The following is a 25777-nucleotide window of genomic DNA, read 5'->3' on the forward strand; positions in this document are numbered from 1 at the left end:
AAAATAAGCGACCGAAAGGATGATGCCTATGGGAAATACCCTGAAACTTGAAGATCTTTTAAAATCGGACTGTGTGCCGGATGAGTCTGCCGGAGGGGAGAACTGGCGTATCCTGCATGGAGATACCTTAAAACTGGTCAAAGGATTCCTGCCGGGAATTTTTGATGCAGTCGTGACCGATCCGCCTTATGCGTCCGGGGGAACCAAGCAGAATGAACGCAACCGCACCACTAACCAGAAATACAGCAGCATGAAAGCAGAGAATGCCCTGCCGGATTTTGATGGGGATAACAAGGATCAACGTTCCTGGACCCACTGGATGGCAGAATGGCTGTACGATGTGCGGAAAGCCTGCAAGAGAGGGGCTCCGATCTGCCTCTTTATTGACTGGAGACAGTACCCGTCCATCACCGATGCCCTCCAGTGGGCAGGGTGGATCTGGAGAGGGACTGCCGTCTGGGACAAGGGGAACTCCCGTCCGCAGAAAGGCAGATTCCGCCAGCAGGCAGAATATATTGTATGGGGAAGCAACGGACCGATGCCGATCAACCGCCCGGTGTCCTGCCTTCCGGGTGTGTTCCGTTATGGGAATCCCCAGAACCGCATCCATGTGACAGAAAAGCCGCTCCAGCTGATGAAGGATGTCATCCAGATTTGTGAGCCGGGCGGCCTGATCTTAGACCCGTTTGCCGGAGCTGGTACTACCATCCTTGCGGCGGCAGAGTCGGGGTTTCAGGCAGTCGGCATTGAAGTGACCGATGCGTATTATAAGCTGGGAAGCGACCGTGTCCGCATTGCACTGGAAGCTGGGGAAGAAGCGGAAAACAAAGAACCACAGTAGCCGGATGTCTGGCAGACATCTGAAAAAGAGAAGAAAAGAATCCAGATGTCCACAAGACATCCACAGAGCCGGAATGCTTTGTGGGTGTTTCTTTTTGGAAAAACGCCGGGCAGAGGAAACCTGTCCGGCCAGGAAAGGAGATGGTCGTATTGGAACAGGCACTTGCTTATGTCTGCTGTTCTGCAGAAGAAGGAAAGACCAAAGTACAGCGGTACTGCCGGAAGATCTACGAACTGGGATATGTGCCGATCTGCCCGCAGTACAGCTTTTCCCCATTCCTTGATGACGGGGATGCAGAGGATATGCAGGCCATGCGGAGAATGTCCCACCAGATATTAAGGCGGTGCAGGATGGTGGTTGTCTGCGGAAAAGAGACCACCGGGACGATGAACACGGAGATCAGCATGGCTGACAGACTCCATATCATCTGTACCACACTGGATGGGTTGAGCAAAATCAAGGAAAATGAATGATTCAGAAAAACGACTGGTTCAGAGGGGACGAAACCGGATGCGACTGGTTTTGCAAGCATAGCGTTTGGATATCCAAACGCACTTTGGGGAGAACCCCAATCCCCCATACCGAGCCGTAAACAGACGAAAGGAGAACGAAAAAATGTTGGGATTTATACTTGGCACAATGACCGGAGGAGTAATGGGCGTTTTTGCAATGTGTCTTTTCATAGCTGGAAAACGTGAGGATGAGGCACTGGAGCGGTGCCGGATGAAACCAAAGGAGATCATTGACCACGGCGTGTGCATCTGTTTTGTAAACAGCCAGGGAGAGGAACTGTTCCGTCTGGCAGACGGGGAAAGCCTTGTGCAGAATGCCCCAAATGGAGAGCGGAACGTATCCACCTGCCACTATCTGGATGCCGATTCTGCTATGATTGATGGGAAAAAATGGAACCTCCTGGAATTCGCAAAAGAGATGGAAAAGAGAGGGATCATGTTCGCCCCGATGGAGCTGTGCCAGGTATCGGAAAGGGGGTGAGGCCCATATGAAGAAAAAAATCATTGCTGCAGCGGTAGCCATCGGCGTCCTGGCAGGTTTCCTGATCTGGAAAAATCGTGAAATGTAATGGAGCAACAACCAATAACCCGTTGGAAAGCAGGTGAAGAGATGAGAAAAAGAAACCATGTGATACCAGTCCGCCTCAATGCGAAGGAGCTGCGTTTTCTGGAAGAGCAGGTAGAGAAAAGCGGCCTGTCCCGTGAGGAATATATCCGTTCCCTTGTCATGGGCGGCGAAGTCCGGGCAAGACCCTGTGAGCATCATACGGAGCTTTTGCGGAAAATATCCGGTCTGTGCAACAATGCCAACCAGCTTGCCCATGTAGCCAACGGCTGTGGGATGGCCGGGGAAGAGAGTATCCGGGAAATGCTCCGCATGACGAAAGAGACATGGAGGCTGGTCAAAGAGGAATGGTAGCCGATGGCATACACCAGTATCATCCCGGTCAGCCGTCTGGACAATTCCATCACGTACATCCGAAACAAGGATAAGACCACCAAGAAAGGGCAGAGTGCCGGCTCTCTGGAAGAAGCCATCGATTACGCCATGAATCGGGACAAGACGGAGCGTTCCGTTTTTGAGGATGCCATCGGCTGCGTCTGTGAGACTGCCTATCAAGATATGGTAGCTACGAAGAAACGATACCACAAGATGGACGGAGTACAGGGGTACCATCTGGTGCAGAGCTTTGTCAAAGGGGAAGTCACCCCGGAGCTTGCTCACCAGATCGGCATGGAAATGGCAGAAAGGCTCCTTCAGGGAAAATACGAAGCAGTCATCACCACCCATCTGAATACGGAGCATTACCACAACCACATCGTGTTTAATTCCGTGAGCATGGAAGATGGGAAAAAGTACCACAGCAACAGCAGGAGTTACTATGAGGATGTAAGGAAAGCTTCGGATGCCTTATGCCTGAAATACGGCTTATCTGTCATCGAACCGAAAAACGGCAAAGGGAAATCCTATGCACAGTGGATGGCAGAACAGGACGGAAAGCCGACCTGGAGAACCTCGATCCGTCTGGACATCCGGGATGCTGTGGCAGAGAGCTTCACATGGAAACAGTTTCTGGAACAGATGAAGCAGAGGGGATACCAGTGGAAGCTGAACCGGAAGTACATTGCATTAAAAGCACCGGGGATGGAACGGTATATCCGTCTGCGGAGCCTTGGGAAGCATTACTTGGAAGAGAGCATCCGGCAGTGGATCTTGCAGCCCAAGAGCAGGATACCTGTTGGAAAAGAAGGAGATTCCAGATCCCCGAAAAAGAAGTTAAAAGGGATACAGGCCCTGTACTATTCCTATCTGTACCAGATGGGTGCCCTAAAGCAGAAGCCGAAAAGGATCTCCCCGGTGCTCCGGGCAGACATCCGAAAACTGGATGCCAGGATCGAGCAGATGGAATTTCTACAGAAGCATCAGATCACTACCCGTGAAGAGCTGCTTGTCTACCGAATTCCATTGGAAGAACAGGTGCAGGCACTCACCAAAGAACGGAAGCGGCTCTACCGGAGCGAACCGGACAGTGCCAGGATCGGTCAGATCACCGAAGAACTAAAGCCGCTTCGGAAGGATATCCGCCTTTGTATCCGGATCGAACAGCAGTCCAGAGAGATGGAAGAAAAGATGCGTCTGGCAGAGCAGATCCAGAGGCAGGCAGAACAGGAAGAGCAGACGGAGAAAAACAGACAACCGAGAACAGAAAGCAGGTGAATGATATGAATTATGGAGGCGATGCGGCGGACCAGATCGTCCGGTATTCGCTGGACGGCGTGGACCACGGGCTCAGGCTTTCGGGTACGCTGGCAAAGCATCTGGCGGTATTTGTTGCCGCCGTATTAAAAGACCAGAAGAAAACGAGGGGCAGAACCCGGATGGTGCGGATGTTAAAGGAGAACAAGCCATTGAAGTTCTTTACCGTGCCGTCCGACCGCCTGAGAGAATTCTGCAGTGAGGGCAGGAAACGGGGACTGCTCTATGTGATCATCCGGGATAAAAAGAACCCGGAGATGAGCGAGGTCATGGTCTTTGCCGATGACGCAGCCAAAGTCAACCGTGTCATGGATAAGATGAACCTTGATTTTGTAAGAAGCGAAGTCGGGGAAGCTGTCCATGAGGTAACTGCCGGAATGGAAGCACCGGAAACCGAAGCAGTACAGGAAACCGTACAGATGCCGGAGGGTGAGGTGCAGTTCGAGATCAGCGATCTGGACGAAGCATTCCAGGTCGGTGATATGGATTTTTCGGAAGGGGAAAAGAATCAGAACCACCCCGAAAAGGAGTTTTCTGAACTGGAAAATTTTATCCCGGTGCAGGAAGAGGGGGAAGAGAATCTGTCCGGCTCTTCCTTGCACAGCAGAAATATTTCTACCGGGCAGGAAAACGGGACTGATGGAGCAAAGCCAAGGGAACCGGAACGTCCCAGTGTCCGCCGGGAGCTGGAGAACATCAAACGGGAGAAAGCAGAGGAATCCCAGAAGCGGAGCCGGGAAAAGAACCGTGGACCAAAGAAAACGCAGAAGAAAGCAAGAAATAAACGAAAGGTGAAAGCGAGGTAGAAGATGGACCTGACAAAATTTTTAGGGCAGGACACACAGGAACCGTCCACCCAGCGGTTATCGAAAGAGGAATACGCCGCACAGAAAAAGCAGGAGAGGGAAGAAATCTGGGGTATGATCGATGGAAAGGCACAGGAGGTCTTCCAGAATGGGGACTCCTTAAAAGGATTCCTTGATTTTATGGGACAGTGCAAGCCGCAGAGGACAGACAACCTGTTCCTGCTTTATGCACAGAATCCGGAGATCCGGCAGGTCAAGACCTTTGAAAAATGGAAGGAAGAAGGCAAGGTAGTCAAGACCGGAAGCAAGGGATACAACTTTATTGTCGGACAGGAATATGAAAAGGACGGTGTCATCCAGCAGGGGTACTCCATCCAGAAAGCCTATGACATCAGCCAGATCCGTACCAAGCAGCCAGAAGAGGCAGAGCCAAAGCCGATGGACCAGCTGATGGAAGCACTGCTGACCGACAGCGAGGTACGGATTCAGATCGCAGACAATCTGCCGGATAAGGTACAGGCACAGTACATCCCGAACAAGCGGACGATCTATGTCCGAAATGGCATGAGCGAAAATGCAACGTTCCATTCCATCAGCCGGGAGCTGGCCTGTGCATCCCTTGACCATCACGATGGAAGCTACAGCCGGGCAGGGGTATCGGCACAGGCCTATTGTGCGGCGTATGTGACAGCACAGAAATACGGCGTGGATGTCTCCGGTTTTTCCTTTGACAAGGTATGCCAGATGCAGGCATTCGGACAGAAAGATCCGAAAGAACTCCGCTCCTTTATCCAGGATGTAAAGAGTGCAGCCTATTCCATTGGCAAGCAGGTAGACCGCAACCTTGGCAAAAGCGAGCAGGAATTTATGACCGATGAATTTGCCATCCCGGAGGAAAAAACGGAGAAACCTGCCAAGAGTAAAAAGTCCCCGGAACGCTGATAAAAAGGGGCTTTTCCGGCTCTTTTGCAGTAGCTTTCCGGGAGGAAGTGTGGTATGTTGTGGTTGAGAAAAAAGAGGAAAAAAGGAGGCTCGCCTATGACAAGAATGCGATATGTAAAGATGGACCGGATCATGAACCACATGCTGATCCATGCACTCCGGGAAGTGTTCCGGCAGGAAAAAGAACAGGGGCTTCCGGTGGATACCACACGGGATCTGGTTCTGAAGCTGGCAGAGCAGGAAGAGGGAAAGCTCTACCTGACAGAAGCCGAACACAGCAAATCCGTGGAAGCCTTAAACCAGCTCCGGGACACATACCTGAAAAACGGACGCTATTCCGATGGGATCGACAGCGTCCTGTTAAAGATCATGAAATCCAGATACCGCCCATACCGTGGAAGGGGAAGATGAAGAAAGGATGTGGTACAAATATACAGAAATATGACACAAGAAAGAATAGAAGCCATGCGGAGAAGATATCCGCCGGGAACCGAGGTCACGCTTAACAGCATGGAGGGGGAGAGCCACATGCCACCCGGCTTAAAAGGTAAGGTGGATATGGTAGACGATGCAGGGCAGATCCACGTAAACTGGGAGAATGGAAGCAGCCTTGCCCTCGTTCCGGGAGTGGACAGCTTCCACATTACGGACCTGCCAAGAGCAGAGAGGCCCAAACAGCAGCCATCCCGGTAACAAACAGCCGGAAGTCAGACTGGGTGATTTGGCTTGCCGGACTGCCTGTCATCTGGTGGGTAGCAATCCTGCTTGCGGATGCCATCCAGCCGGGCAGGAATCTTTTCGAGCTGATGGAGGTTCTCACAGAAAAGCTGAACCATCCCTTCCAGTTTCATTATACGGAATATACCATCAAGTCGATGCTGGTCTGCACGTTACTTTACGCAGCCGGGATCGGCATTTTTTATTCCAGTCAGAAGAACTACCGCAGAGGGGAAGAACATGGCTCTGCTAGATGGGGCGATGCCCGGCAGATCTGTAAGAAATATAGCCAGAAGCCGTACTCCCAGAACATCCTGCTGACACAGAACTTCCGCATTAGCCTTGACACCCACAAGCACCGCAGATGTCTCAACATTCTCGTAGTGGGAGGCTCCGGTGCAGGAAAATCCAGAGGCTTTGCCCTGCCAAACATCATGCAGTGCTGCTGTTCGATGGTCATCACCGATCCGAAAGCCGAGCTGCTCCGAAAGACAGGCGGTCTGCTGGAAAAGAAAGGATATGAGGTGCGTGTCTTTGACCTCATCAATCCCGACACATCTTTTTGCTACAATCCATTCGAGTATGTCCACGATGACAAAGACGTGCTTCGTCTTATTTCCAATCTGATACAAAACACCACACCCAAAGGTTCCCAGTCCTCTGATCCCTTCTGGGAGAAGAGCGAAACCGCACTGCTTCAGGCACTGATGCTGTATCTGCTCCACGAAGCTCCGCCGGAAGAACAGAACTTCGCCATGATCATGGAGATGTTAGGCTCGGCACAGGTAAAAGAAGAGGACGAGGACTACGAGTCCCCTCTGGACATTTTGTTTGACCGTCTGGAGATGCGGGACCCGGACAGCATTGCCGTCAAGCAGTATCACATTTACAAGCAGGCGGCAGGAAAGACCGCCAAGTCCATCCTGATCAGTGTAGGTGTCCGGCTGGCAGCCTTCAATCTGCCGCAGATCGCCAAGCTGACCAATACTGATGAACTGGATCTTTCCAGCATGGGAGAAAGAAAAGTTGCCCTTTTCTGCTGTATCCCGGATGCAGACACCTCTTTGAATTATCTGGTAGGCATGATCTACAGCCAGCTTTTCCAGACGCTTTATTACATGGCAGATCGTGTGCATGGCGGTGCCCTCCCGGTTCCGGTCAACTGCATCATGGATGAGTTTCCAAACGTATCCCTGCCAAATGAGTTTGAGAAGATCCTGGCAACCTGCCGTTCCCGTTCCATTTACTGCAGCATCATCATCCAGAACATGAGCCAGCTAAAGGCTCTGTTCAAGGACTCCTGGGAAAGTCTGGTGGGCAACTGCGATGAGTTTTTGTACCTGGGCGGCAATGAAAAAGAGACACACAAATATGTATCAGAATTACTGGGGAAAGAAACCATAGACACCAACACCTACGGGCAGACCAAAGGAAAATCCGGCAGCTACTCCACCAACTTCCAGCAGAGCGGAAGGGAGCTGTTACAGCCGGATGAAGTCCGTATGCTGGATAACCAGAATGCACTTCTGTTTATCCGCGGGGAGCGGCCCATACTGGATGCCAAGTATGACCTGATGAAGCATCCCAACATCCGGTATACCGAGGACGGAGGTGCCGGCCCGTTCAATTATGCGAAAGCACCGCTGGCGCATGACGATTTTACATTTGACGAAACAAGATATGACGATTACGAACTGCTTCTGGATGAGGACATCATCGGGGAGCTTTTTTGATGGGAGGAATGCCAATGAATTTACTGAAAAATAAGAAACACACAGAAATCAGGAAAGAGACCGCACCGCTGAAGATGAAGAGAGGGCAGAAGAAACTGTTTGCTCTGTATGCAGTCATGGTACTGTCGATCTGCATTGGGGCGACCTGCGTTTATGCCGCAGGCGATCCGCTGACCGTAGTCAATAACCTGTCCACGTTTATCTTTTCCCTGATCCGCGCCATTGGCCTGATCCTGCTGGGATTTGGTATCGTGCAGGTCGGTCTGTCCTTAAAGAGCCACGATCCAAGCCAGAGGGCAAACGGATTTCTGACACTGGCAGGCGGTATCATCATTACCTTTGCAAAAGAGATCCTGGACCTGATCATGGGATAGGAGAAGAGTCCAGAAGGGGAGCCATGCGAAATGCCGGCTCCCTGCTCACTTTTGAGGATGGGAGGTGAAACTGTTTGAGTGATAACTGGATCGTACAGAATCTAAATTCTGCCTTGCAGACCTGGAGCGACAAGCTGGCTGAAATCTGGACACTGCTGACGCAAAGCCCGGAGAATTTCAAGGGCGGGGCAATCTGGAGCGTGATGACGAACATCAACGGTGGACTGAAAGCCATCGGGTACGGCCTGCTGGTTCTGTTCTTTGCGGCAGGGCTGGTAAAAACCTGTGGGAGCTTCACGGATATGAAAAAGCCGGAACACGTAGTGAAAGCCTTTATCCGTTTTGCACTGGCACAGGGAGCCGTTATGTCCGGCATGGAGCTTCTGACTGCGATCTTTTCCATTGTGCAGGGCATCGTGACAAACATCATGTCCCACTCTGGGATGGCAGGGGGAACCGTAACGGAACTGCCCTCGGAGATCGTGGACAAGATCGAAGCGGTCGGGATGCTGGAATCCATCCCATTGTGGATCGTAACCCTGTTAGGCAGTCTGCTAATTACCGTGCTTTCCTTTGTAATGATCCTGACCGTATATGGAAGAATGTTCAAGCTGTACATGTACACGGCCATCGCACCGATTCCGCTGGCAACCTTTGCTGGGGAGCCAACCCAGTCTGTAGGAAAGAACTTTATCCGTTCCTATGCCGGAGTATGTTTGGAAGGAGCCATCATCGCACTGGCCTGCATCATCTTTTCGGTATTTGCGGCAAGTCCGCCGGCCATCGGGGACACCAGCCTGTCCGCCGTGACCATTGTCTGGAATTATGTCGGGGAACTGGTCTTTAACCTGCTTGTACTTGTCGGGGCAGTCAAGGCATCCGACCGGATCGTAAAAGAAATCATGGGATTATAGGAGGCGAAAAAAATGGAAGAACCAAAGACACTGAGCTACGACTGGCAGTATGGCCGGGAGGAATTATTTCTCAGGGTAGACAGTTACATGAGCGATGACAATCTCTATATCGGGCTTTACCATATGGAAGATGGATACCCGGAAAGCTTTGCAGACCTTACGGTAAACCTGCCTTTTGCTCCGCTGGGCGGTATCAATGAAGCCTATATCGACCACAATTTCAGCAAAGAAAAGCTTCGTTTTATAAAGCAGCATAAGCTGGGAACGATACAGCCGGATACCGCATCCTCCGGTTACTGCATTTTCCAGAGGGTTGCATTCGACCTGAAAAAACTGGCAGAGCTTGATCCGGAAGGAACAAAAAGATTTATGGAAAGAAATGGCATCCGGCAAAGGGATGTACCAAAACAGAAACAAAAGAAAAAACAGAGATTACAAAGAGAAAGGTAGAAAACAACATGGAAGTGAAAATGAATAAAGAAATCCGAGACTATCAGGAGTCAATGTTCTGGGGCTTAAGTTTCCGGCAGTGCCTATTTTCGGTACTGGCGATTCTGGCAGCCCTTGGTATTTATTTCCTCACCCGGAAATATGCCGGGGAACAGGTAACCGGATGGCTGTGCGTGCTTGGGGCGGCTCCCTTTGCAGCCTGCGGCTTTTTCCGTTACCACGGCATGACGGCAGAACAGTTTGCATGGGCAGTCATCAAATCTGAACTGCTGTATCCGAAAAGGCTGGTATTCAAGTCGGAGAACCTGTACTTTTCCTGCATGGAAGAGAGCCTGCGGCTGGGTGAAAAGATGATGGGAAACGGAGCGGAGCTTCTGGAGAAGAAGCGGACGAAACAGAAGAAACCAAAGAAGCCAGGAGGAAGGGGTGATGCCTTTGATTAAAACCTTGAGTCAGACACTGAAACAGGACAAAGAAAAATTCAAAGTACCGAGGTCTGTCCAGCAGGCGATCCCGATCCGCAAGATCTGGCCGGACGGTATTTTTCAGGTGGAGAGCAAGTATTCCCGGACATTCCGGTTTACGGATATCAACTATTCCATTGCCAGCAAAGCGGATAAGACAGAGATGTTCCTGGACTACTCCGAACTTTTAAATGCACTGGATTCCGGCTGTACGGCGAAGATTACCCTGAACAACCGTAAGATCAACAAGGAAGAGTTTGAGCAGTCCCTGCTGATTCCAATGAAAGGAGATGGACTGGACGAGTACCGGAAAGAGTATAACGATATGCTCCTTTCCAAGATCTCCGGTACCAACAACAGCATTTACCAGGAACGCTATCTGACCGTCAGCGTCCACAAGAAGAACATCGATGAAGCCAGGACATACTTTGCCCGTGTGGGAACGGATATCATCACCCATCTGGCCAAGCTGTCCTCCATCGGGGAAGAGCTGGATGCAGAACAGAGGATCCAGATCTTCCGGGACTTTTTCAAGGCAGACGTTCCGCAGAGCTTTCCGTTTGACATGAAAGCCTTTGCGAAAAAGGGACACAGCTTCAAGGACTGGATCTGCCCGGACACGATGGAGTTCCACAACGACCATTTCAAGCTGGGCGAGCAGTACGGCAGAGTTCTTTTTATGGAAGATTACGCCAGCTATGTGAAAGACGAGATGATCTCCGAACTGTGCAGCCTTGGCAGGAATCTGATGCTGTCTATTGACATCATCCCGGTACCAACAGATGAAGCAGTGCGTGAGATCCAGAATCGACTGCTGGGCGTAGAGACCAACGTAACGAACTGGCAGAGACGCCAGAATGCAAACAATAATTTTTCCGCCGTGGTTCCCTATGATATGGAGCTTCAGAGAAAAGAAACCAAGGAGATGCTGGACGACTTGACTACCAGGGACCAGAGGATGATGTTCGGTATCCTGACAATGGTACATATGGCAGAAAGCAAGAAACAACTGGATTCTGATACGGAAACCCTGTATTCCATTGCAAGAAAACACCTCTGCCAGATGGCAACCCTGAAATGGCAACAGGTCGATGGACTGAATACCGTCCTGCCGTATGGTCTGCGGAAGATCGATGCGGTGCGTACCCTTACCACAGAGTCCACTGCCGTCTTGATTCCGTTCCATACACAGGAGATCATGCAGCCGGGCGGCATTTATTATGGGCAGAATGCAGTCAGCAAAAATATGCTGGTGGCAGACCGAAGAAAGCTGTTAAATGGAAATTCCTTCCGACTGGGAGTCAGCGGTTCTGGAAAAAGTTTCTCGGCAAAAGAAGAGATCGTAGACCTTGCCCTTTCCACGGAAGATGACATCCTTATCCTCGATCCGGAGTCCGAGTTTGCTTCACTAGTGGAAGCCTTAAACGGCGAGGTCATCCGGATCTCGGCAACGTCCGATACCCATCTGAATGCACTGGACATGGACTCCGCCTATGGAAATGACCGTAACCCTCTGATTGAAAAGTCCGAATTCATCCTGTCCCTGTTTGAGCAGCTCGTAGGAGCCGGGAACCTTTCGGCAAAGGAGAAATCCATTCTCGACCGCTGCACCGCAGACGTGTACCGGGATTATATGAGGGGCGGATACCAAGGGCAGGTGCCGACCCTAAAGGATCTGTACCGACAGCTCATGCTCCAGCTGGAGGAAGAAGCCAGAGGGCTGGCATTGTCTTCGGAACTGTTTATTAACGGAAGCCTGAACACCTTTGCCCAGGAAACCAATGTCAATACGAAGAGCCGTATCATCGATTATGACATCCGGGAGCTGGGCGAACAGCTGATGCCACTTGGAATGTTGGTCACACTGGATTCCATTTTTAACCGTGTGATCCAGAACTGGAAGAAGGGAAAAACGACATGGATCTTTGCGGATGAGTTTTATCTGCTGTTCCGCTATGAATACAGTGCAGACTTTTTCTACCGCCTGTACAAGCGTATCCGTAAGTATTCGGGATTTGTGACCGGGCTTACCCAGAATGTAGAGGAACTTCTGAAATCCGATACCGCCCGCCTGATGCTGGCAAACAGTGAGTTCCTGATCCTTTTGAATCAGGCAACCACCGACCGGGACGAGCTTGCGGCACTTCTGAATATCTCGGACAATCAGTTATCCTACATCACCAATGTGGGTGCCGGCCACGGACTGATCCGCTGCTCCGGGAATCTGGTGCCGTTTGAAAATTCGTTCCCAAGAAATACAAAGCTGTACCGTCTGATGACGACCAAGCCGGGCGAAGCGTAAGAGCAGTACAGACCGGGACTGGAGGTGAGAGATGAAGGATATCAAAACCAAAGAAGTCACAACAAAACCAAAGACTAAAAATCCTGCCTCCAGAATCCCGAAGGAGCTGATGCGGACGGCCATACTGGAGAGCAAGGAAAAGTCCCAGACCATCGCAAATGCCAGGGATAATGACATGGAGGAACAGTCCCCATCCGAGTATGCCAGTGGAAAAGTCGCATTCGCAGAGGAATGGGCTGCCAGAAAGTCTGGCAGAACTGTAACCAGCGCCGGAAAGACAGCAGCACAGACTTCCTACGAGAAGATCAAACTGAGAGCCGCTGGCAGAAAAGAAGCGGAGGAAGAAGCCGCCAGAGGAACAGGGGACACACAGGCTCCCGATCCGGTCAGTCGGGAAGCACCAGAGCAAAAGAACCGGGAACAGACATCTGAGAACGTGAAGATTAAAAGCCGGGAAGCTCAGGAAGCACAGATCAAAGATGTCCAGATCCAGAAAGCCAAGCGGCAAAAGGCGGTTTCAGATGCTGTCAAAACAAAAGAACAGAAGATTCGGGTAGCCAGAGAGACACCGAGAATCCAGAATGGACAGGAACTATCAGGAACGAAGCAGTTCTCCATCCGAGACCAGAGCCGGAAAAAGGCAGCCGCAGATACTGCAAGACAGAATGCCATCCGCCAGAAACAGCCGGAAACCATCCGGATCAAGGAAAAGCCACGGAAACAGTTGGAGCCGAAGACCATACAGCGGCGTACTATTAAGACCGCCCCTCCATCTGCGAAGATTAGCATCCAGCCAGAGCAGAAGCTCCGTGTAGCCAGTTCCAATGCCCTGACAACCCGGATGCAGAAGCAGATGGAACGAAGGGCAGCGAAACAGGCGGCGAAGAAAGCAGCTTTGCAGACTTCTGATGGAATCCGTCGGATACAGAAAACGGCAAGGGCAGGGGAGAATACATTCAAGGCAGCTAGGGCCGCCGTGGAAGTGGCAGCGAAAACCGTGCAGTCCATGATAGCTGCACTGGGAGCGGCCGGAGCGGTCATGGTTCTGCTTCTGGTTATCATGGTCGGGATCATTGGCGGTGCGGCATTCTCTGGAAGCTCAGAGAGCAACGAAGCACTCAGCCAGGAAGTACTTTCCTATACGGCAGCCATCCAGAAATACGCCAACCAGTATGGAATCCCCGAATACGTTTCCGTGATACAGGCAATCATGATGCAGGAATCTGGCGGCCGGGGGACCGATCCCATGCAGAGCAGTGAGTGCCCATACAACACCCGGTATTCCAACAGCCCGAATGCCATCCAGGATGCGGACTACTCCATACAGGTAGGAATCCAGTATTATGCGGACTGCCTAAGAGAAGCCGGATGCACCAGCCCACAGGACATGGACAAGCTGAAGCTGTCCCTGCAAGGGTATAACTACGGAAACGGGTACATAACGTGGGCGATTCAGAAATATGGCGGCTACAGTGCAGAAAATGCCCTGCAGTTTTCCAATGAGCAGGCTGCTTCGCATGGCTGGAGTGCCTATGGTGATCCAGAATACGTCCCTCACGTTCTGCGGTATTATTCCAGCGGCGGATTGTTTGCCGGCTTGTTTGGAGGCAACGGCCAGATCGTATCCGTGGCACTTACCCAGCTTGGAAATGAAGGAGGCCAGAAGTTCTGGTCATGGTATGGATTTGACAACCATGTGGCGTGGTGTGCCTGCTTTGCCAGCTGGTGTGGGGATCAGGCAGGACTGATCGAGAGCGGCAAGATGCCGAAGTTCTCCCTGTGCGATGACGGAATCGCATGGTTCCAGAGCAAGGGGAAATGGAAGAGCAGAGGATACTCGCCAGCACCCGGAACCCTGATCTTCTTTGACTGGAACGGGGACGGAACCTCAGACCATGTGGGAATCGTGGAGAAAACTGAGGGAAGTACCGTATATACGGTAGAGGGAAACTCCAGTGATGCCGTGAACAAGAGAAGCTATGATATCAATAACGGAACGATCATGGGATACGGCATACTTTGAAAATTAATATGTTGACTCTTAGAGAGTAGTCAATAGTTTAGATTACCTTGACTAAAAAACAAATATAAAGTATTATGTGATTAGCTTCAACTAACTAGAAAAGGAGGGCGCACGATGACAAACCAATATATGACGAAGCTGTATCATGATCTGCTCTCCAACTCTCCACAGACAGTGACAATAGATATTCCGGCTGATATGGGAACAGGTCAGATTTCGCAAGTTGTTACAAAGCAAGGAGCTGTTGTATCAGACTGGAAAATGAACTATTTTTCAGATATGAATGTGCAGGGTGTAAGCTGCGAAGATTATATTCAACTTTTATTCTGCTTCAATGATGGCGTATCGTGGAATATTGCAGATGCACGTCAAAGTGTCAGCATCCAGAAAGGCGAATCCTGCATTTATCGGGGACATGGTAAAATGGAATATTTGTGTTATTCTGGGAAGAAAGATTTCCTTTTTAAGAATATAAAAATTCCCATGCCATATTTTCACAAAATTTTGAATGACTACTTTGAAGATAGTGAAATAAACGCTTATGAAAAGAAATTACTGACAGGGATTTCAAAAGTGAGCGTTACCCCGTATATGGAGCACATTTTTGCGGAGGTAAAAGATTTTACGCAATACCGAGGTGGTTTAGGGTATCTATTCTTGGAAAGTAAAGTTTTTGAATTGCTGTCTGTATATTTAAGTGAAGTATTGGAACTCAGTATTCTTTCATCGAATCATATTAGCATTTCCAAAAGTGACAGGGATTCGATTACCGAAGCAAAAAGGATTATTGACAGTCAGCTTGCTTTTGCACCAAGCTGTGAGGAATTGGCGAAAAAGGTAAATATCAGTGTTTCTAAACTGACGAAAGGATTTAATTCTTTATTTGGAACATCGGTTCACGCATATATTATAGATCAAAGACTGGAAAAGGCTGCGGGGCTTCTTTTGGAAAGTGACTTGAACGTAAGTCAGATCGCGATGCTGGTTGGATATTCAAAACCAAGCAACTTTGCGGCTGCATTCAAAAAGAAATATGGGGTAATACCCAAGAATTATAAAGATGAAAATACGATTGGCTAAACCTAAAAATACCGATTTTGGGTAGAATGAAATCGAGTTTGGGTTGGATGTAACGACGAAAATTGGTACAATTTGCGATGTGGTTAGAGAAGATTAACTACATCGCATTTTTTATTTTCCAAATAAAGGGAGGAGGAATAAGTATTATGAAACAAAAGTTAAATGCGAAAGATTTTATTCTCATCGGTGTTTTAACGGCCCTCATGTGGATTATTTGCATGATTATCAGCACCATTATGAGCGTGGCTGGCCCAGTAACAAATGTATTTTACCCATCCGTTGTTGCAATCCCGAATGGTATCGTTATGATGCTTCTACTGGCTAAGGTACCGAAGAAAGGCGTGTTTACCATTTGCGCCGCAATTCAGGCTATCCTGTTTCTGCTGGTGGGTGCTTTCTGGTTCATTCCTATCGGTTTGATAATTGGCGGTGTCATCTGCGATTTCCTGGTTATGAGCCGGAATGAAATTACAATGAAGTCCATGATGGCAGCCTATGCGCTGTTCAGTGCTATTTTTGCTTTTAGTGCTATCTGCCCTATCAAATTTCTTCAAAGCGCATTTGTCGGAGCAATGGAGAAAAACAATATTGCCCCGGAGTACATTCAGGGGATGTTGAGCATTACTTCCGTTCCCATGCTGGTAGTCATTGTCGCTGCAGGATTGGTGGGCGGTCTGATTGGTGGCTTTATCGGTCAGAAAGCATTGAAAAAACACTTTATCAAAGCTGGACTTGTTTCAGTAAAATAACAGGATCAGCCCCCTGAAACTTTATCTGGTAATACAGGCCAGCGGGCTGCCTGACTTCAGAGCGTGGGGCTGAGAACAGTCCCGCGCTTTGATTTTTATAGGGAGACATTTGAATGGAAGAAGCACAAATTAAACAAATAATTGAGCGTCAGCCTCTACATGGCTCTGCGCTCCTCGACCCACGCTGCAAGATACTTCTTTTGGTCTGCATTGGTTTTGTCAGTTATTTTCTGGCCGGAGAAGTTGTCAGTCTCGCGCTCATGCTGGTGTATGGGCTGTTTATTGCCTTGGGTAACGGTGGAAAATGGGCTGCTAAAATGATAGTGACATATATTGTTGTTGCTTATCTCAATGCTCTGCTCCGTTATGTTCAAGTTCCGGTTTTAAGTGTGATTATGAGTGTGTTCGGCGTGACGGTCTTAAAATTGATCCCTATCATGATGATGGGACTTTGGATATTGCGAACTACATACATGGATGACTTAATGGTGGCACTTCAACGGATGCGGCTGCCCCAGGCAGTTACAATCCCCCTTGTTGTTATGTTCCGATATATCCCTACTTTACGGATTGAATACCGACAAATCCGAAGCACAATGGATATTCGCGGTATCAGTGATACCGTGTGGAAACGGGTATCCCATCCGTTAGCAACCATAGAATACATTTTGATACCTCTGCTGATGCGGTGCTTGAAAGTCACTGATGAACTGGCAGCATCCGGCACAACACGCGGTCTGGAGTTGGAGTGCAAACGATACGCGCTGCGGCCAATCCGTTTTTCGTGGCGGGAAATTGTGGTATCACTGTTGGGTATCCTCTTTTTGGTCGGGTTGCTGTTTATTGACCAGACTAAAATCGGGGAAATCATTTTATGGAGGGTGTGACGATGATCTCATTTCAGAATTTTAGCTTTCGTTATGAAGAAAGCAAAGACTTTACCCTCCGTGGCATTGATATGACCGTACAGACAGGAGAATTTATTCTTTTGACTGGGCGAAGTGGCTGCGGCAAAACAACCCTGATCCGTTCACTCAATGGTCTGATTCCGCACTTTTATCCCGGAGAAATCCAAGGCGATCTGCTCATGGATGGCCATTCGCTGCTGGAAATGAAGCCGTCTGAATTGGCAGGACAGGTTGGAACGGTATTCCAAGATCCACGCTCTCAGTTCTTTATGACGGATACCACGCGGGAATTGGCTTTCGGCTGCGAAAATCTCGGACTGCCACGCGAGGAAACGATTGACCGTATTGCAAAAGCGGCGAAAGAGTTGGAATTGGTAGATTACTTAAACAGAAGTATCTTTGCTTTATCCAGCGGGGAGAAGCAACAGATCGCAATCGGTTCTGTCTATGCGCTGGGGCCAAAAGTATATATTTTTGATGAACCATCGGCCAATCTGGACTATGCCGCTACCAAACGGTTGGCAGAAATTATGGGAAAACTGAAACACGCTGGATACACAATTTTTGTGGTAGAGCATCGTTTTTATTATTTGCGCGATCTGATTGATAGAGCCTTTTTGATTCAGAACGGAAAAATTGAGCATGAGTTCACAGGGGAACAGTTTTGCTCTTTGCCCGAAGAAACACGAATTTCTTATGGTCTGCGGACAGCATACCCGGAACGCGATGCAGAACATTATCAGGAAAAGCCACATACAAAGGACGAGACACATCGGCTGGAAGTTCACAATTTAAGTTTTGCCTACAAGAAAGGGCCGGATATTTTCCACAATGTCAGCTTTGAAGTTCATGCAGGAGATGTGATCGGTATTCTGGGCCATAACGGAGCCGGAAAAACAACCCTCTTATCTATTCTAACGGGTCTGCTAAAGCAGCAGCGTGGCGAGGTCTGCTTTGACGGTAAAAAACTTACACCACGCCAGCGGCGGGCACTTTCCTATCTTGTCATGCAAGATACGGATTATCAGCTTTTTGCCAGCAGTGTGGAGGAAGAACTATCCCTTGGTATGAAGGATGATTGCAAAGAAAAAGTGGATGAAACGCTGAAAGCACTGGAACTGTCAGATTACCGTGAACGGCATCCGGCATCCCTTTCAGGTGGTCAAAAGCAGAGGGTTACTATCGGTGCGGCAATCGTAAAGGGCAGCCCAGTGATCTACTTTGACGAGCCTACCAGTGGTTTGGACTACGATTCTATGGTGCGTGTCAGCAAACTGATCGAACAACTTTCAAGCTCTGGTGTGATCGTGTTTGTGGTGTCACACGATTTTGAATTTATTGTTCGTACCTGTACGGAGGTGGTTCAGTTGGATGATGACGGGGATATTCAAAATCAAAGGCTTTCACCAGAAATTTTGAAAACGCTGTCCGAAAAATATTTTAACTGATAAGGAGGTTGGAATTATGTTTCAAAAAGTATTTGAGTATGCAGGACCTCATAAGAAGGGGCTTTATGCAGCAACGGCCATCGTGCTGGTCAGCGTCCTGATGGGTGTCCTGCCCTTTGTGTTGGCTTATCAGGTGATAGCGCCGCTGGTCATGGGTGAATCTATTGGAGCATCCTTTATCATTTCGCGCGTGGCTCTTGTCTTGGCGTGTCTGGTGCTGCAAGCCCTTTTCTATGGCTGGGGACTGAATCTTTCTCACAAAGCCGCTTATGACACGCTGCTCCGTCTGCGAACGGCACTTCAAAAACGGTTTGAAAAGCTGCCCCTCGGTGTCATTCAGGATAAAGGCACCGGCACAGTCAAAAAGCTGTTCGTGGATGATGTAGACAGTCTGGAAGTTTTACTGGCTCACTCCATGCCGGAGGGAATTGCAAATCTGATGATCCCTATTGCGGTTTATGTGGCAATGTTCTTTGTGGATTGGAAACTGGCGCTTCTGTCGCTGGCATCTATTCCGATCAGTCTGATTGCCATGATGACGATGTATTCCGTCGGCATGAAGAAAATGGGGCCTTACTACATGGCCGGACAGAAGATGAACAATACCATTATTGAGTACATTAACGGTATGGAAGTTGTCAAGGTATTCAATAAGGACGCAGATTCCTATGAGCGGTTCCGCAAAGATGTATCAGATTATCGGGACTATACTCTGGCGTGGTACAAGGCGGCGTGGCCGTGGATGGCAATTTACAGCAGTCTGCTTCCATGCACCATTATTTTGACTTTGCCTGTTGGCGCATGGTTCGTTCTCTCTGGCTGGTCTACTCTGCCTAATTTGATCTTGGTACTGTGTCTTTCTTTAAGTATTGGTATGCCACTGCTGAAATCTCTCGGTTTCCTGCCTACCATGCCCCAGCTCAACTATAAAATTTCTGCATTGGAGCAGGTGTTGGATGCGCCAGAGCTCCAGCAGACAGAAGATGCGTTCTACGGGAAAGATGACACCATTACTTATGACCATGTTTCTTTCGCTTATCAGACCACACAGCCCGGCCCGGATGGAAAGCCTGTTGTAATTGAGGATGAAGTTCTCCATGACATTTCCTTTACGGCAAAAGCTGGACAGAAAACAGCCCTTGTTGGTGAATCTGGCTCCGGCAAGAGTACATTAGCGAAACTGCTGATTCACTATTATGACCCACAGAAAGGCAGTATTTCCATCGGTGGGCAGAAATTATGCGATATGAGCCTTGAAGCACTCAACAGCCGTATTTCCTATGTGGCGCAGGATCAATACCTGTTCAACACCTCTCTGCTCGAAAACATTCGGCTTGGTCGGCTGAACGCAACGGATGAAGAAGTGGTGGAGGCTGCAAAGAAAGCTCAGTGTATGGAGTTCCTTGAGAAACTTCCGCAGGGTATTCATTCGATGGCTGGTGATGCAGGAAAAATGCTCTCCGGCGGTCAGCGCCAGCGTATTTCTCTGGCAAGGGCAATCTTAAAAGATGCTCCTATTGTGGTGCTTGACGAGGCAACTGCCTATGCCGATCCCGAAAATGAGGAAAAGATGGAAGCTGCCATTGCAGAGCTTGTAAAAGGTAAGACCCTTGTGGTTATCGCGCACAAATTACCAGCCATTATGAACGCAGATCAGATTTGTGTTATGGATCACGGAAAGCTGGTTGCAACGGGCAAACATCAGGAGCTGATCCAGTCCTGCCCAGAATATCAAAAGTTGTGGAAAGCGGCACAGGACAGCGCCGAGTGGAAAGTACATACTGCAAAGGAGGGGAAATAAATGTTTGCTTTGTTTTCAAGAATATTGAAACTTTCCGACCATTATAAGAGCCGTATTCAGGGCGCATTTGTTTGTGCGTTTCTGGAATCCATTCTGTCCAAAATGCCGATTTTTCTGGCCTTTGTGGTTTTGAGTGGATTTGCAAATAAGACAATTACCGGGCAGACTTGTCTTTATGTGGGACTTGGCCTTGTCGCTATTGTGCTGGTTCAGATGTTCGTCCACTATCTTAGTGACAGCCTGCAAAGTGCAGCGGGATATTTGATGTTTGCCGACAAGCGTATCGAATTGGGCGGCCATCTGAGGAAACTTCCAATGGGATACTTCACTTCCGGCAATATTGGCAAGATCAGTTCAGTCCTCAGTACCGACATGGTGTTCATTGAAGAAGTTGCTATGAGTACGCTGGGAAACATGATGAGCTATCTGCTATCCTCGTTGGTTTTGCTGGCGTTCATGTTTTATCTGAATTGGCAGCTTGGCTTGATTGCCTTGATAGTTACTATTTTGGCATGGCTGGTATCTAAGGGGATGAACAAAGTTTCCCTGCGAGAAGCAGCAGGCCGTCAGGAGCAGAGCGAACGGCTGACCGATGCGGTGCTGTCTTTTGTGGAGGGCATTGGTGTTATTAAGAGCTATAACCTGCTTGGAGAAAAATCCGAAGAACTGTCCGGCAATTTCAAGCGTTCCAGAAATACATCGCTTGACTTTGAACAGAAAATGACCCCGTGGACAATGGGGCTGAATATCCTTTATGGTATTGGTATTGCGGCAATTTTCGGTCTGTCTATTGTGTTGGAACAGAGCGGTGTGCTTTCTTTGGCTTATGTGTTGGGTGTTCTGCTGTTTGTATTTGATCTTTTTGGCCCGTTGAAGGCTCTCTATGGAGAAGCATCCAGACTGACCGTTATGAACGCTGCCCTTGATCGCATTGAAGCGGTACTGGACGAACCAGAACTTTCCGACAATGGCAAGCAGCATATTCCAGCTCAGGCACAGCCAGGACAGCCAGAAGTCCAGTTCAACGATGTTACATTTGCTTATCAGGACAAAGAGGTTCTGCATCATATCAGTTTTGCCATGAAGAAAAATTCTATGACAGCACTGGTTGGGCCATCCGGTAGTGGTAAGTCCACCATTGCAAACTTGCTGGCGCGACTTTGGGATGTAAAATCTGGCAATGTGACGATAAGGGGCGTGGATATTCGCAATGTACCTCTGTCGGAATTGATGGATCAGATCAGCATGGTATTCCAGCGTGTGTATCTGTTTCAGGACACCATTTACAACAATATCAGTATGGGAAAACCGGATGCTACGGAAGAAGAAGTTTATGAGGCTGCCAGAAAAGCCCGCTGCTATGATTTCATTATGGCTCTGCCTGATGGGTTCAAAACGGTGGTTGGCGAAGGCGGTGCGACACTCTCTGGGGGCGAAAAGCAGCGCATTTCGATTGCCCGCTGTATCCTGAAAGACGCGCCTATCGTCATTTTGGACGAAGCTACCGCAAGTGTGGATACAGACAATGAAAGCTATATTCAGGAAGCTATTTCCGAATTGGTGAAGGGAAAGACCCTGCTTGTAATTGCTCATCGTCTGAATACGATCCAAACTGCTGATCAGATTTTAGTTATAGACAACGGCCAGATTGCACAGCAAGGAAACCATGAGGAACTTTTGAAACAGCCCGGTATCTATCAGGATTTTGTCAATATCCGAAAGAGTGCGGCTGGATGGAGTCTTGCTTAATGGCGAAAGGAGCTGCCTATGAAACTTCATACTGCCGGAGAGGATTATTTGGAGGCCGTGCTTATACTCCAAAAGAAGCTCGGTATGGTGCGCTCTGTGGATGTTGCCCGGTACATGGAAGTTTCAAAACCCAGCGTATGTTACGCAGTAGGAACTTTACGAGAGGGTGGCTTTTTGACAACAGACGAAAACCATTATATACACCTGACCGACCTTGGCTGGGATGTGGCTGAAAAAATTTACGAACGCCATTGTTTTTTTACTCATCAACTTATATCCGTTGGAGTTAATCCACAAATTGCAGAAGTTGATGCTTGTCGCATGGAACATGCAGTCAGTGATGAAAGTTTTCAAAAACTGAAAGAGCATGCGATGAGAGAGATTGCTTCACAAAAAATTGACAATACATTTGATGATTTTCCTGTGAAGAAGTAGAAAATGTTGCTTTGCTAAAATAGATTAAATATGAAAGACACAAAATACAAGATATTAGCATATTTTGACAATCAATCATATCGAAAACTATTCAATGAGATAAACTCAGATTATGCAGAAAATCTACAAATTTTACTGCATAATTTGAGTTTATTTTCTTATGATATGCTTGTAATAGGAGTAATCGTTTATAAAGAGAACATAAGTAATATTATATCTGCTATTAGAAAGATAACGCAGATACCAATTATTATTTTGACGGATGCATCTTCTTTATTGTGTATGTCATGGAAAAAAGAATTAATATACGCTGGTGCAGATTGTGTAATGGATATAAATAGCACTATAGAAGAAGTAGATCTGCAGATTTTTTCATTGGCACGACGAAACAATAAACAAAAAATAACTCAAAAGCAATCCGAAACGATGATTAATAAGGGAAAACTTGTAATGGATCATAAGAAACATAAAGTATTTTGGAATGATGTAGCGTTACATTTAACACGACAAGAATATAATTTTTTATACTTATTAGCGGCGACACCGATGAGAGTATACACGTTTGAACAGATTTACCAGCTTGTCTGGAAAGATTATCCTGTTGGTGATATTAAAAATATCATCTGGTGTCTGGTAAAGCGACTGAGAAAAAAGCTGAATGTTGTTGAAGATGGTGCTGGGAATTGTATCGTCAGTGTCAGGGATATAGGTTACAAATTTGAATTGAATAAAGAAAACGAACAACAGTAAGGCGAATGATCCGTAAAAAGATTGTTCGTCTTATTTTACTTATTCTGGAAAGAAGGTGATAAAAACTGACCGTCAATTGACAGTTTTCTGACCGTTAACTGACAGGTGCATCCGATACACTGTGCCTTTGTAAAGATATGATTACAAAGGAGATCCGTGTTTGCAGGGAGACAGCAGAAATGCCGGACATTCCTGTAGACAGGAAGAACGGACCAGAGCACCGCCACACTCCGATTTGATTTCGCAAAAATTCAGATCGGAGGAAAACATAAGTGGCTTACAATAAAGCAAAAGAAGAATATAGATGGAACCAGTGGAAAGCAGAGGAAGAGAAGATCCTGCGTGAACAGGGCGTGGATGAAGAGACGATCCAGAAGCTTCGGGAGTATGACTGGGACGATTTCAATGCAGAGCGGAGATTCCGGGAACACCAGACCTCGCTTCTGGACTGTATGGAACTGCTCCTGGAAGAAAAAGAAACGAAAGAATCCCAGCCGGAGAGCGTGGAAGCTCTGCTGGATACCGTGGAGAACGAAGAACTGCTTCAGATCCTGTTATCAACTGATAAGAAAACTCTTCAGATGATTGTCCTGAAGATGATGGGATATGCACCAAAAGAGATCAGTCATCACATGGAACTGCCGGAGCAGACGGTTTATACAAGACTGCGGAGATTAAGGGAAAAGATCAAAAAGTCCATGAAATTTGAATAAAACAAAAGGTTCTCATCGGCTGACTATTAGAACGAACAGACAGGAGGATTGATACGATGGATGAGAAAGAAGTGTCCGAAATGCAGGAAGAAATGATGACGGTACTGGTAGTTGAGCCGATGAAAGCACCTTATGTCAAAAGCATCCCGAATGAGCTGGAGAATCTGCAGCAGGCAGTAGGCGGTGACATTGAAATGACCTATCCGTTTGAAGATGAAGTTGGAATCCTTTTAAACGGTAATGGAAAATTTGAGGGATTGCCACTGAATCGGGCGTTATATGATGACCACGGACAGATTTATGATGCCATAGCCGGAACTTTCCTTGTGGTAGGGCTGACAGAAGATGATTTTACTTCGCTGACACCGGAGCAGATTGAAAAGTTTAAAGAAAAATATCAGTCACCGGAAATTTTTACTCTGTTTAACGGAGAACTCCATGTGATGAAGATGCCGCCGCAGGAACAAAAAGAACAGAAGAAAAGCCAGAAGAACGATGCACAGCAGAAGCATCCGGCAAAGAAGAAAAAAAGATCCGGGGATGCAAGATAAAAAAATTTTTCTGTAGGATGAATAAAAATATACACTGCCATCGGCTAGTAAGCAGAGGGACATCCCTCGGCTGTTCTTTGGCAAGTGAATATCGGCACTACAGGTACGTTCCCAACCGTAGAAGCGTGACAGCATGAGCGCCATGATTAAGTATAGGGTAAAGATTCTTAGACTTGGAGCGAGGAAGCATAGCTGTGAATAAGGCGGTGGCAGCCTTTCGCCAGGATCACGGACGGGGGATAATGATACACGTTACCAGCCAAAGAGCGGAAGATGGACTCCGGGTTGTAATCAGAAAGACCCTCAGGACATCTGTGAGAGGCGGCAGGCCAGCCGCCCGCCTGTAGTGTCCCCTTTCCCAGAAGAAAAGCAGGGATGGTTCCGGGGGTGCGAGGTTAAATGCGGAACAACAAGATAAAATAACAGAAATCAATGAAGAAGTGTGTCGTTGATATCAGATACCATGCGGCTGTGGGAAACTACAGCCGCATTCCTGTGGTATTAACGTCACATCAAGGGGAGAGAAAAGATGCAAGAAACAAAAAGAAGTGGAATGAGCAAGGATCAATTCTGGAATCTGATTGAAAAGGCAAAGGAAGTCTGTGGTACTGATCTGGATGCTTCAGCAGTATGGATTAAACAGCAGCTTTTCTATATGACACCGGAAGATGTCCTGCAATTCCACAATCTTGTTTACAGTTACCGGGATGCGGCTTATAAGTACGGCTTATGGACAGCGGCAGGTATTATGATGGAAGCAGGGTGCAGTGATGACAGTTTTTCCGATTTTCGGATGTGGCTGATCGCCCAGGGAAAAGAAGTTTATCTGAATGCCTTAAAAGATCCGGATTCCCTTTCCGGCGTGACTCCGTATGGGTACTGTAGTTTTGAAGCGTTGGGATACATCTCATCGCAGGTCTACAGTGCCATGAAAGGGAAAAATATCTATCAGGACAGTACGGCAAGAATGCAGATGGAATGTTATGAGCAGGTGATCCGGGATATTGTGTACCATCCCATGATCGAGTATCCGCTGGAATTACCGGAAGCAATGGTGGTATATCCGAAACTCTGTGAATGCCATTTGTCCGAGCAGGTAAGGAAAGCTCCTCAGAAAGTAAGGACATGGAATGTTTCCCGGACGGATATCCGAAGGATGATGGCAAGAGGGAATGCTGCCATAAAGAAAATGCAGGAACAGGGACAGAATACACCGGAAGCGACCAGACTCGTCCGTAAGGGTACGGTAAGATAAGCT

The 25777-nt window shown here is 48.1% G+C and carries 27 protein-coding genes; all 27 read left to right on the plus strand.

Features of this window, described 5'->3' with window-relative positions; translation table 11 throughout:
- Positions 1 to 28: 28 nt before the first annotated feature.
- The 27 genes from LKD46_RS02645 (at position 29) to LKD46_RS02775 (ending at position 25774) form a co-directional block, all read left to right on the plus strand.
- The gene (locus LKD46_RS02645; RefSeq protein WP_227573766.1) at positions 29 to 841 is read left to right on the plus strand and encodes a DNA-methyltransferase; all 813 of its coding nucleotides are present in this window, start codon (positions 29 to 31) and stop codon (positions 839 to 841) included.
- Between the two features lie 149 nt (positions 842 to 990).
- The gene (locus LKD46_RS02650; protein ID WP_019162195.1) at positions 991 to 1314 is read left to right on the plus strand and encodes a DUF7768 domain-containing protein; all 324 of its coding nucleotides are present in this window, start codon (positions 991 to 993) and stop codon (positions 1312 to 1314) included.
- Between the two features lie 142 nt (positions 1315 to 1456).
- The gene (locus LKD46_RS02655) at positions 1457 to 1834 is read left to right on the plus strand and encodes a DUF3789 domain-containing protein (RefSeq protein ID WP_025577043.1); all 378 of its coding nucleotides are present in this window, start codon (positions 1457 to 1459) and stop codon (positions 1832 to 1834) included.
- A 129-nt stretch (positions 1835 to 1963) separates the two neighbouring features.
- Entirely contained in the window at positions 1964 to 2272 is a 309-nt protein-coding gene (locus LKD46_RS02660; RefSeq protein WP_044920349.1) for a plasmid mobilization protein, read from the plus strand.
- A 3-nt stretch (positions 2273 to 2275) separates the two neighbouring features.
- Positions 2276 to 3571: a relaxase/mobilization nuclease domain-containing protein gene (locus LKD46_RS02665; RefSeq protein WP_055214189.1), complete on the plus strand. Its 1296-nt coding sequence runs from the start codon at positions 2276 to 2278 to the stop codon at positions 3569 to 3571.
- A 5-nt stretch (positions 3572 to 3576) separates the two neighbouring features.
- On the plus strand, positions 3577 to 4416 hold the full coding sequence (locus tag LKD46_RS02670) for a PcfB family protein (protein ID WP_215634685.1): 840 nt from the start codon (positions 3577 to 3579) through the stop codon (positions 4414 to 4416).
- Positions 4417 to 4419: 3 nt separating this feature from the next.
- Entirely contained in the window at positions 4420 to 5358 is a 939-nt protein-coding gene (locus LKD46_RS02675) for an ArdC-like ssDNA-binding domain-containing protein (RefSeq protein WP_055057446.1), read from the plus strand.
- Positions 5359 to 5454: 96 nt separating this feature from the next.
- Positions 5455 to 5769, plus strand: a complete 315-nt coding sequence (locus LKD46_RS02680; protein WP_015513376.1) for a hypothetical protein — start codon at positions 5455 to 5457, stop codon at positions 5767 to 5769.
- Positions 5770 to 5799: 30 nt separating this feature from the next.
- Positions 5800 to 6051: a DUF4314 domain-containing protein gene (locus LKD46_RS02685; protein WP_015513377.1), complete on the plus strand. Its 252-nt coding sequence runs from the start codon at positions 5800 to 5802 to the stop codon at positions 6049 to 6051.
- A 23-nt stretch (positions 6052 to 6074) separates the two neighbouring features.
- The gene (locus LKD46_RS02690; protein WP_055056943.1) at positions 6075 to 7808 is read left to right on the plus strand and encodes a VirD4-like conjugal transfer protein, CD1115 family; all 1734 of its coding nucleotides are present in this window, start codon (positions 6075 to 6077) and stop codon (positions 7806 to 7808) included.
- Entirely contained in the window at positions 7808 to 8182 is a 375-nt protein-coding gene (locus LKD46_RS02695; RefSeq protein ID WP_008400039.1) for a hypothetical protein, read from the plus strand. Before LKD46_RS02690 ends, LKD46_RS02695 begins: the two co-directional genes overlap by 1 nt.
- 74 nt (positions 8183 to 8256) lie before the next feature.
- Entirely contained in the window at positions 8257 to 9096 is an 840-nt protein-coding gene (locus LKD46_RS02700; protein WP_173906683.1) for a VirB6/TrbL-like conjugal transfer protein, CD1112 family, read from the plus strand.
- 12 nt (positions 9097 to 9108) lie between these two features.
- Positions 9109 to 9546, plus strand: a complete 438-nt coding sequence (locus LKD46_RS02705; protein WP_015513380.1) for a DUF4313 domain-containing protein — start codon at positions 9109 to 9111, stop codon at positions 9544 to 9546.
- An 8-nt stretch (positions 9547 to 9554) separates the two neighbouring features.
- On the plus strand, positions 9555 to 9989 hold the full coding sequence (locus LKD46_RS02710; protein WP_055056947.1) for a PrgI family protein: 435 nt from the start codon (positions 9555 to 9557) through the stop codon (positions 9987 to 9989).
- Positions 9982 to 12312: a VirB4-like conjugal transfer ATPase, CD1110 family gene (locus tag LKD46_RS02715; protein WP_331465958.1), complete on the plus strand. Its 2331-nt coding sequence runs from the start codon at positions 9982 to 9984 to the stop codon at positions 12310 to 12312. Before LKD46_RS02710 ends, LKD46_RS02715 begins: the two co-directional genes overlap by 8 nt.
- A gap of 31 nt (positions 12313 to 12343) precedes the next feature.
- Positions 12344 to 14335 (plus strand): lysozyme family protein, encoded by a 1992-nt coding sequence (locus LKD46_RS02720; RefSeq protein WP_227573768.1) that lies wholly within the window; start codon positions 12344 to 12346, stop codon positions 14333 to 14335.
- 114 nt (positions 14336 to 14449) lie between these two features.
- Complete coding sequence (locus tag LKD46_RS02725) at positions 14450 to 15415, plus strand: helix-turn-helix domain-containing protein (RefSeq protein ID WP_055056950.1); 966 nt, start codon at positions 14450 to 14452, stop codon at positions 15413 to 15415.
- A 146-nt stretch (positions 15416 to 15561) separates the two neighbouring features.
- Entirely contained in the window at positions 15562 to 16164 is a 603-nt protein-coding gene (locus tag LKD46_RS02730) for an MptD family putative ECF transporter S component (protein WP_227573769.1), read from the plus strand.
- 113 nt (positions 16165 to 16277) lie between these two features.
- A complete protein-coding gene (locus LKD46_RS02735; protein WP_227573770.1) occupies positions 16278 to 17051 on the plus strand; it encodes an energy-coupling factor transporter transmembrane component T family protein in 774 nt (257 codons plus the stop codon).
- A gap of 2 nt (positions 17052 to 17053) precedes the next feature.
- Positions 17054 to 18520: an ABC transporter ATP-binding protein gene (locus LKD46_RS02740; RefSeq protein WP_227573771.1), complete on the plus strand. Its 1467-nt coding sequence runs from the start codon at positions 17054 to 17056 to the stop codon at positions 18518 to 18520.
- Positions 18521 to 18536: 16 nt separating this feature from the next.
- On the plus strand, positions 18537 to 20321 hold the full coding sequence (locus tag LKD46_RS02745; RefSeq protein ID WP_227573772.1) for an ABC transporter ATP-binding protein: 1785 nt from the start codon (positions 18537 to 18539) through the stop codon (positions 20319 to 20321).
- Positions 20322 to 22070, plus strand: a complete 1749-nt coding sequence (locus LKD46_RS02750; RefSeq protein WP_148462904.1) for an ABC transporter ATP-binding protein — start codon at positions 20322 to 20324, stop codon at positions 22068 to 22070. It abuts the gene before it with no gap.
- Positions 22071 to 22088: 18 nt separating this feature from the next.
- A complete protein-coding gene (locus LKD46_RS02755; protein ID WP_006428313.1) occupies positions 22089 to 22505 on the plus strand; it encodes a metal-dependent transcriptional regulator in 417 nt (138 codons plus the stop codon).
- A gap of 30 nt (positions 22506 to 22535) precedes the next feature.
- Positions 22536 to 23255, plus strand: coding sequence for a winged helix-turn-helix transcriptional regulator (locus tag LKD46_RS02760; RefSeq protein ID WP_006428314.1), 720 nt, complete (start codon positions 22536 to 22538; stop codon positions 23253 to 23255).
- A gap of 272 nt (positions 23256 to 23527) precedes the next feature.
- Complete coding sequence (locus LKD46_RS02765) at positions 23528 to 23968, plus strand: ECF-type sigma factor (protein WP_008400020.1); 441 nt, start codon at positions 23528 to 23530, stop codon at positions 23966 to 23968.
- A gap of 56 nt (positions 23969 to 24024) precedes the next feature.
- Positions 24025 to 24519, plus strand: coding sequence for a DUF3846 domain-containing protein (locus LKD46_RS02770; protein WP_227573773.1), 495 nt, complete (start codon positions 24025 to 24027; stop codon positions 24517 to 24519).
- A gap of 529 nt (positions 24520 to 25048) precedes the next feature.
- Entirely contained in the window at positions 25049 to 25774 is a 726-nt protein-coding gene (locus tag LKD46_RS02775; RefSeq protein WP_173773845.1) for a DUF4240 domain-containing protein, read from the plus strand.
- Positions 25775 to 25777: the final 3 nt, after the last annotated feature.

The sequence above is a fragment of the Blautia fusiformis genome (genome assembly GCF_020686995.1).
GTDB lineage: Bacteria > Bacillota > Clostridia > Lachnospirales > Lachnospiraceae > Blautia_A > Blautia_A fusiformis.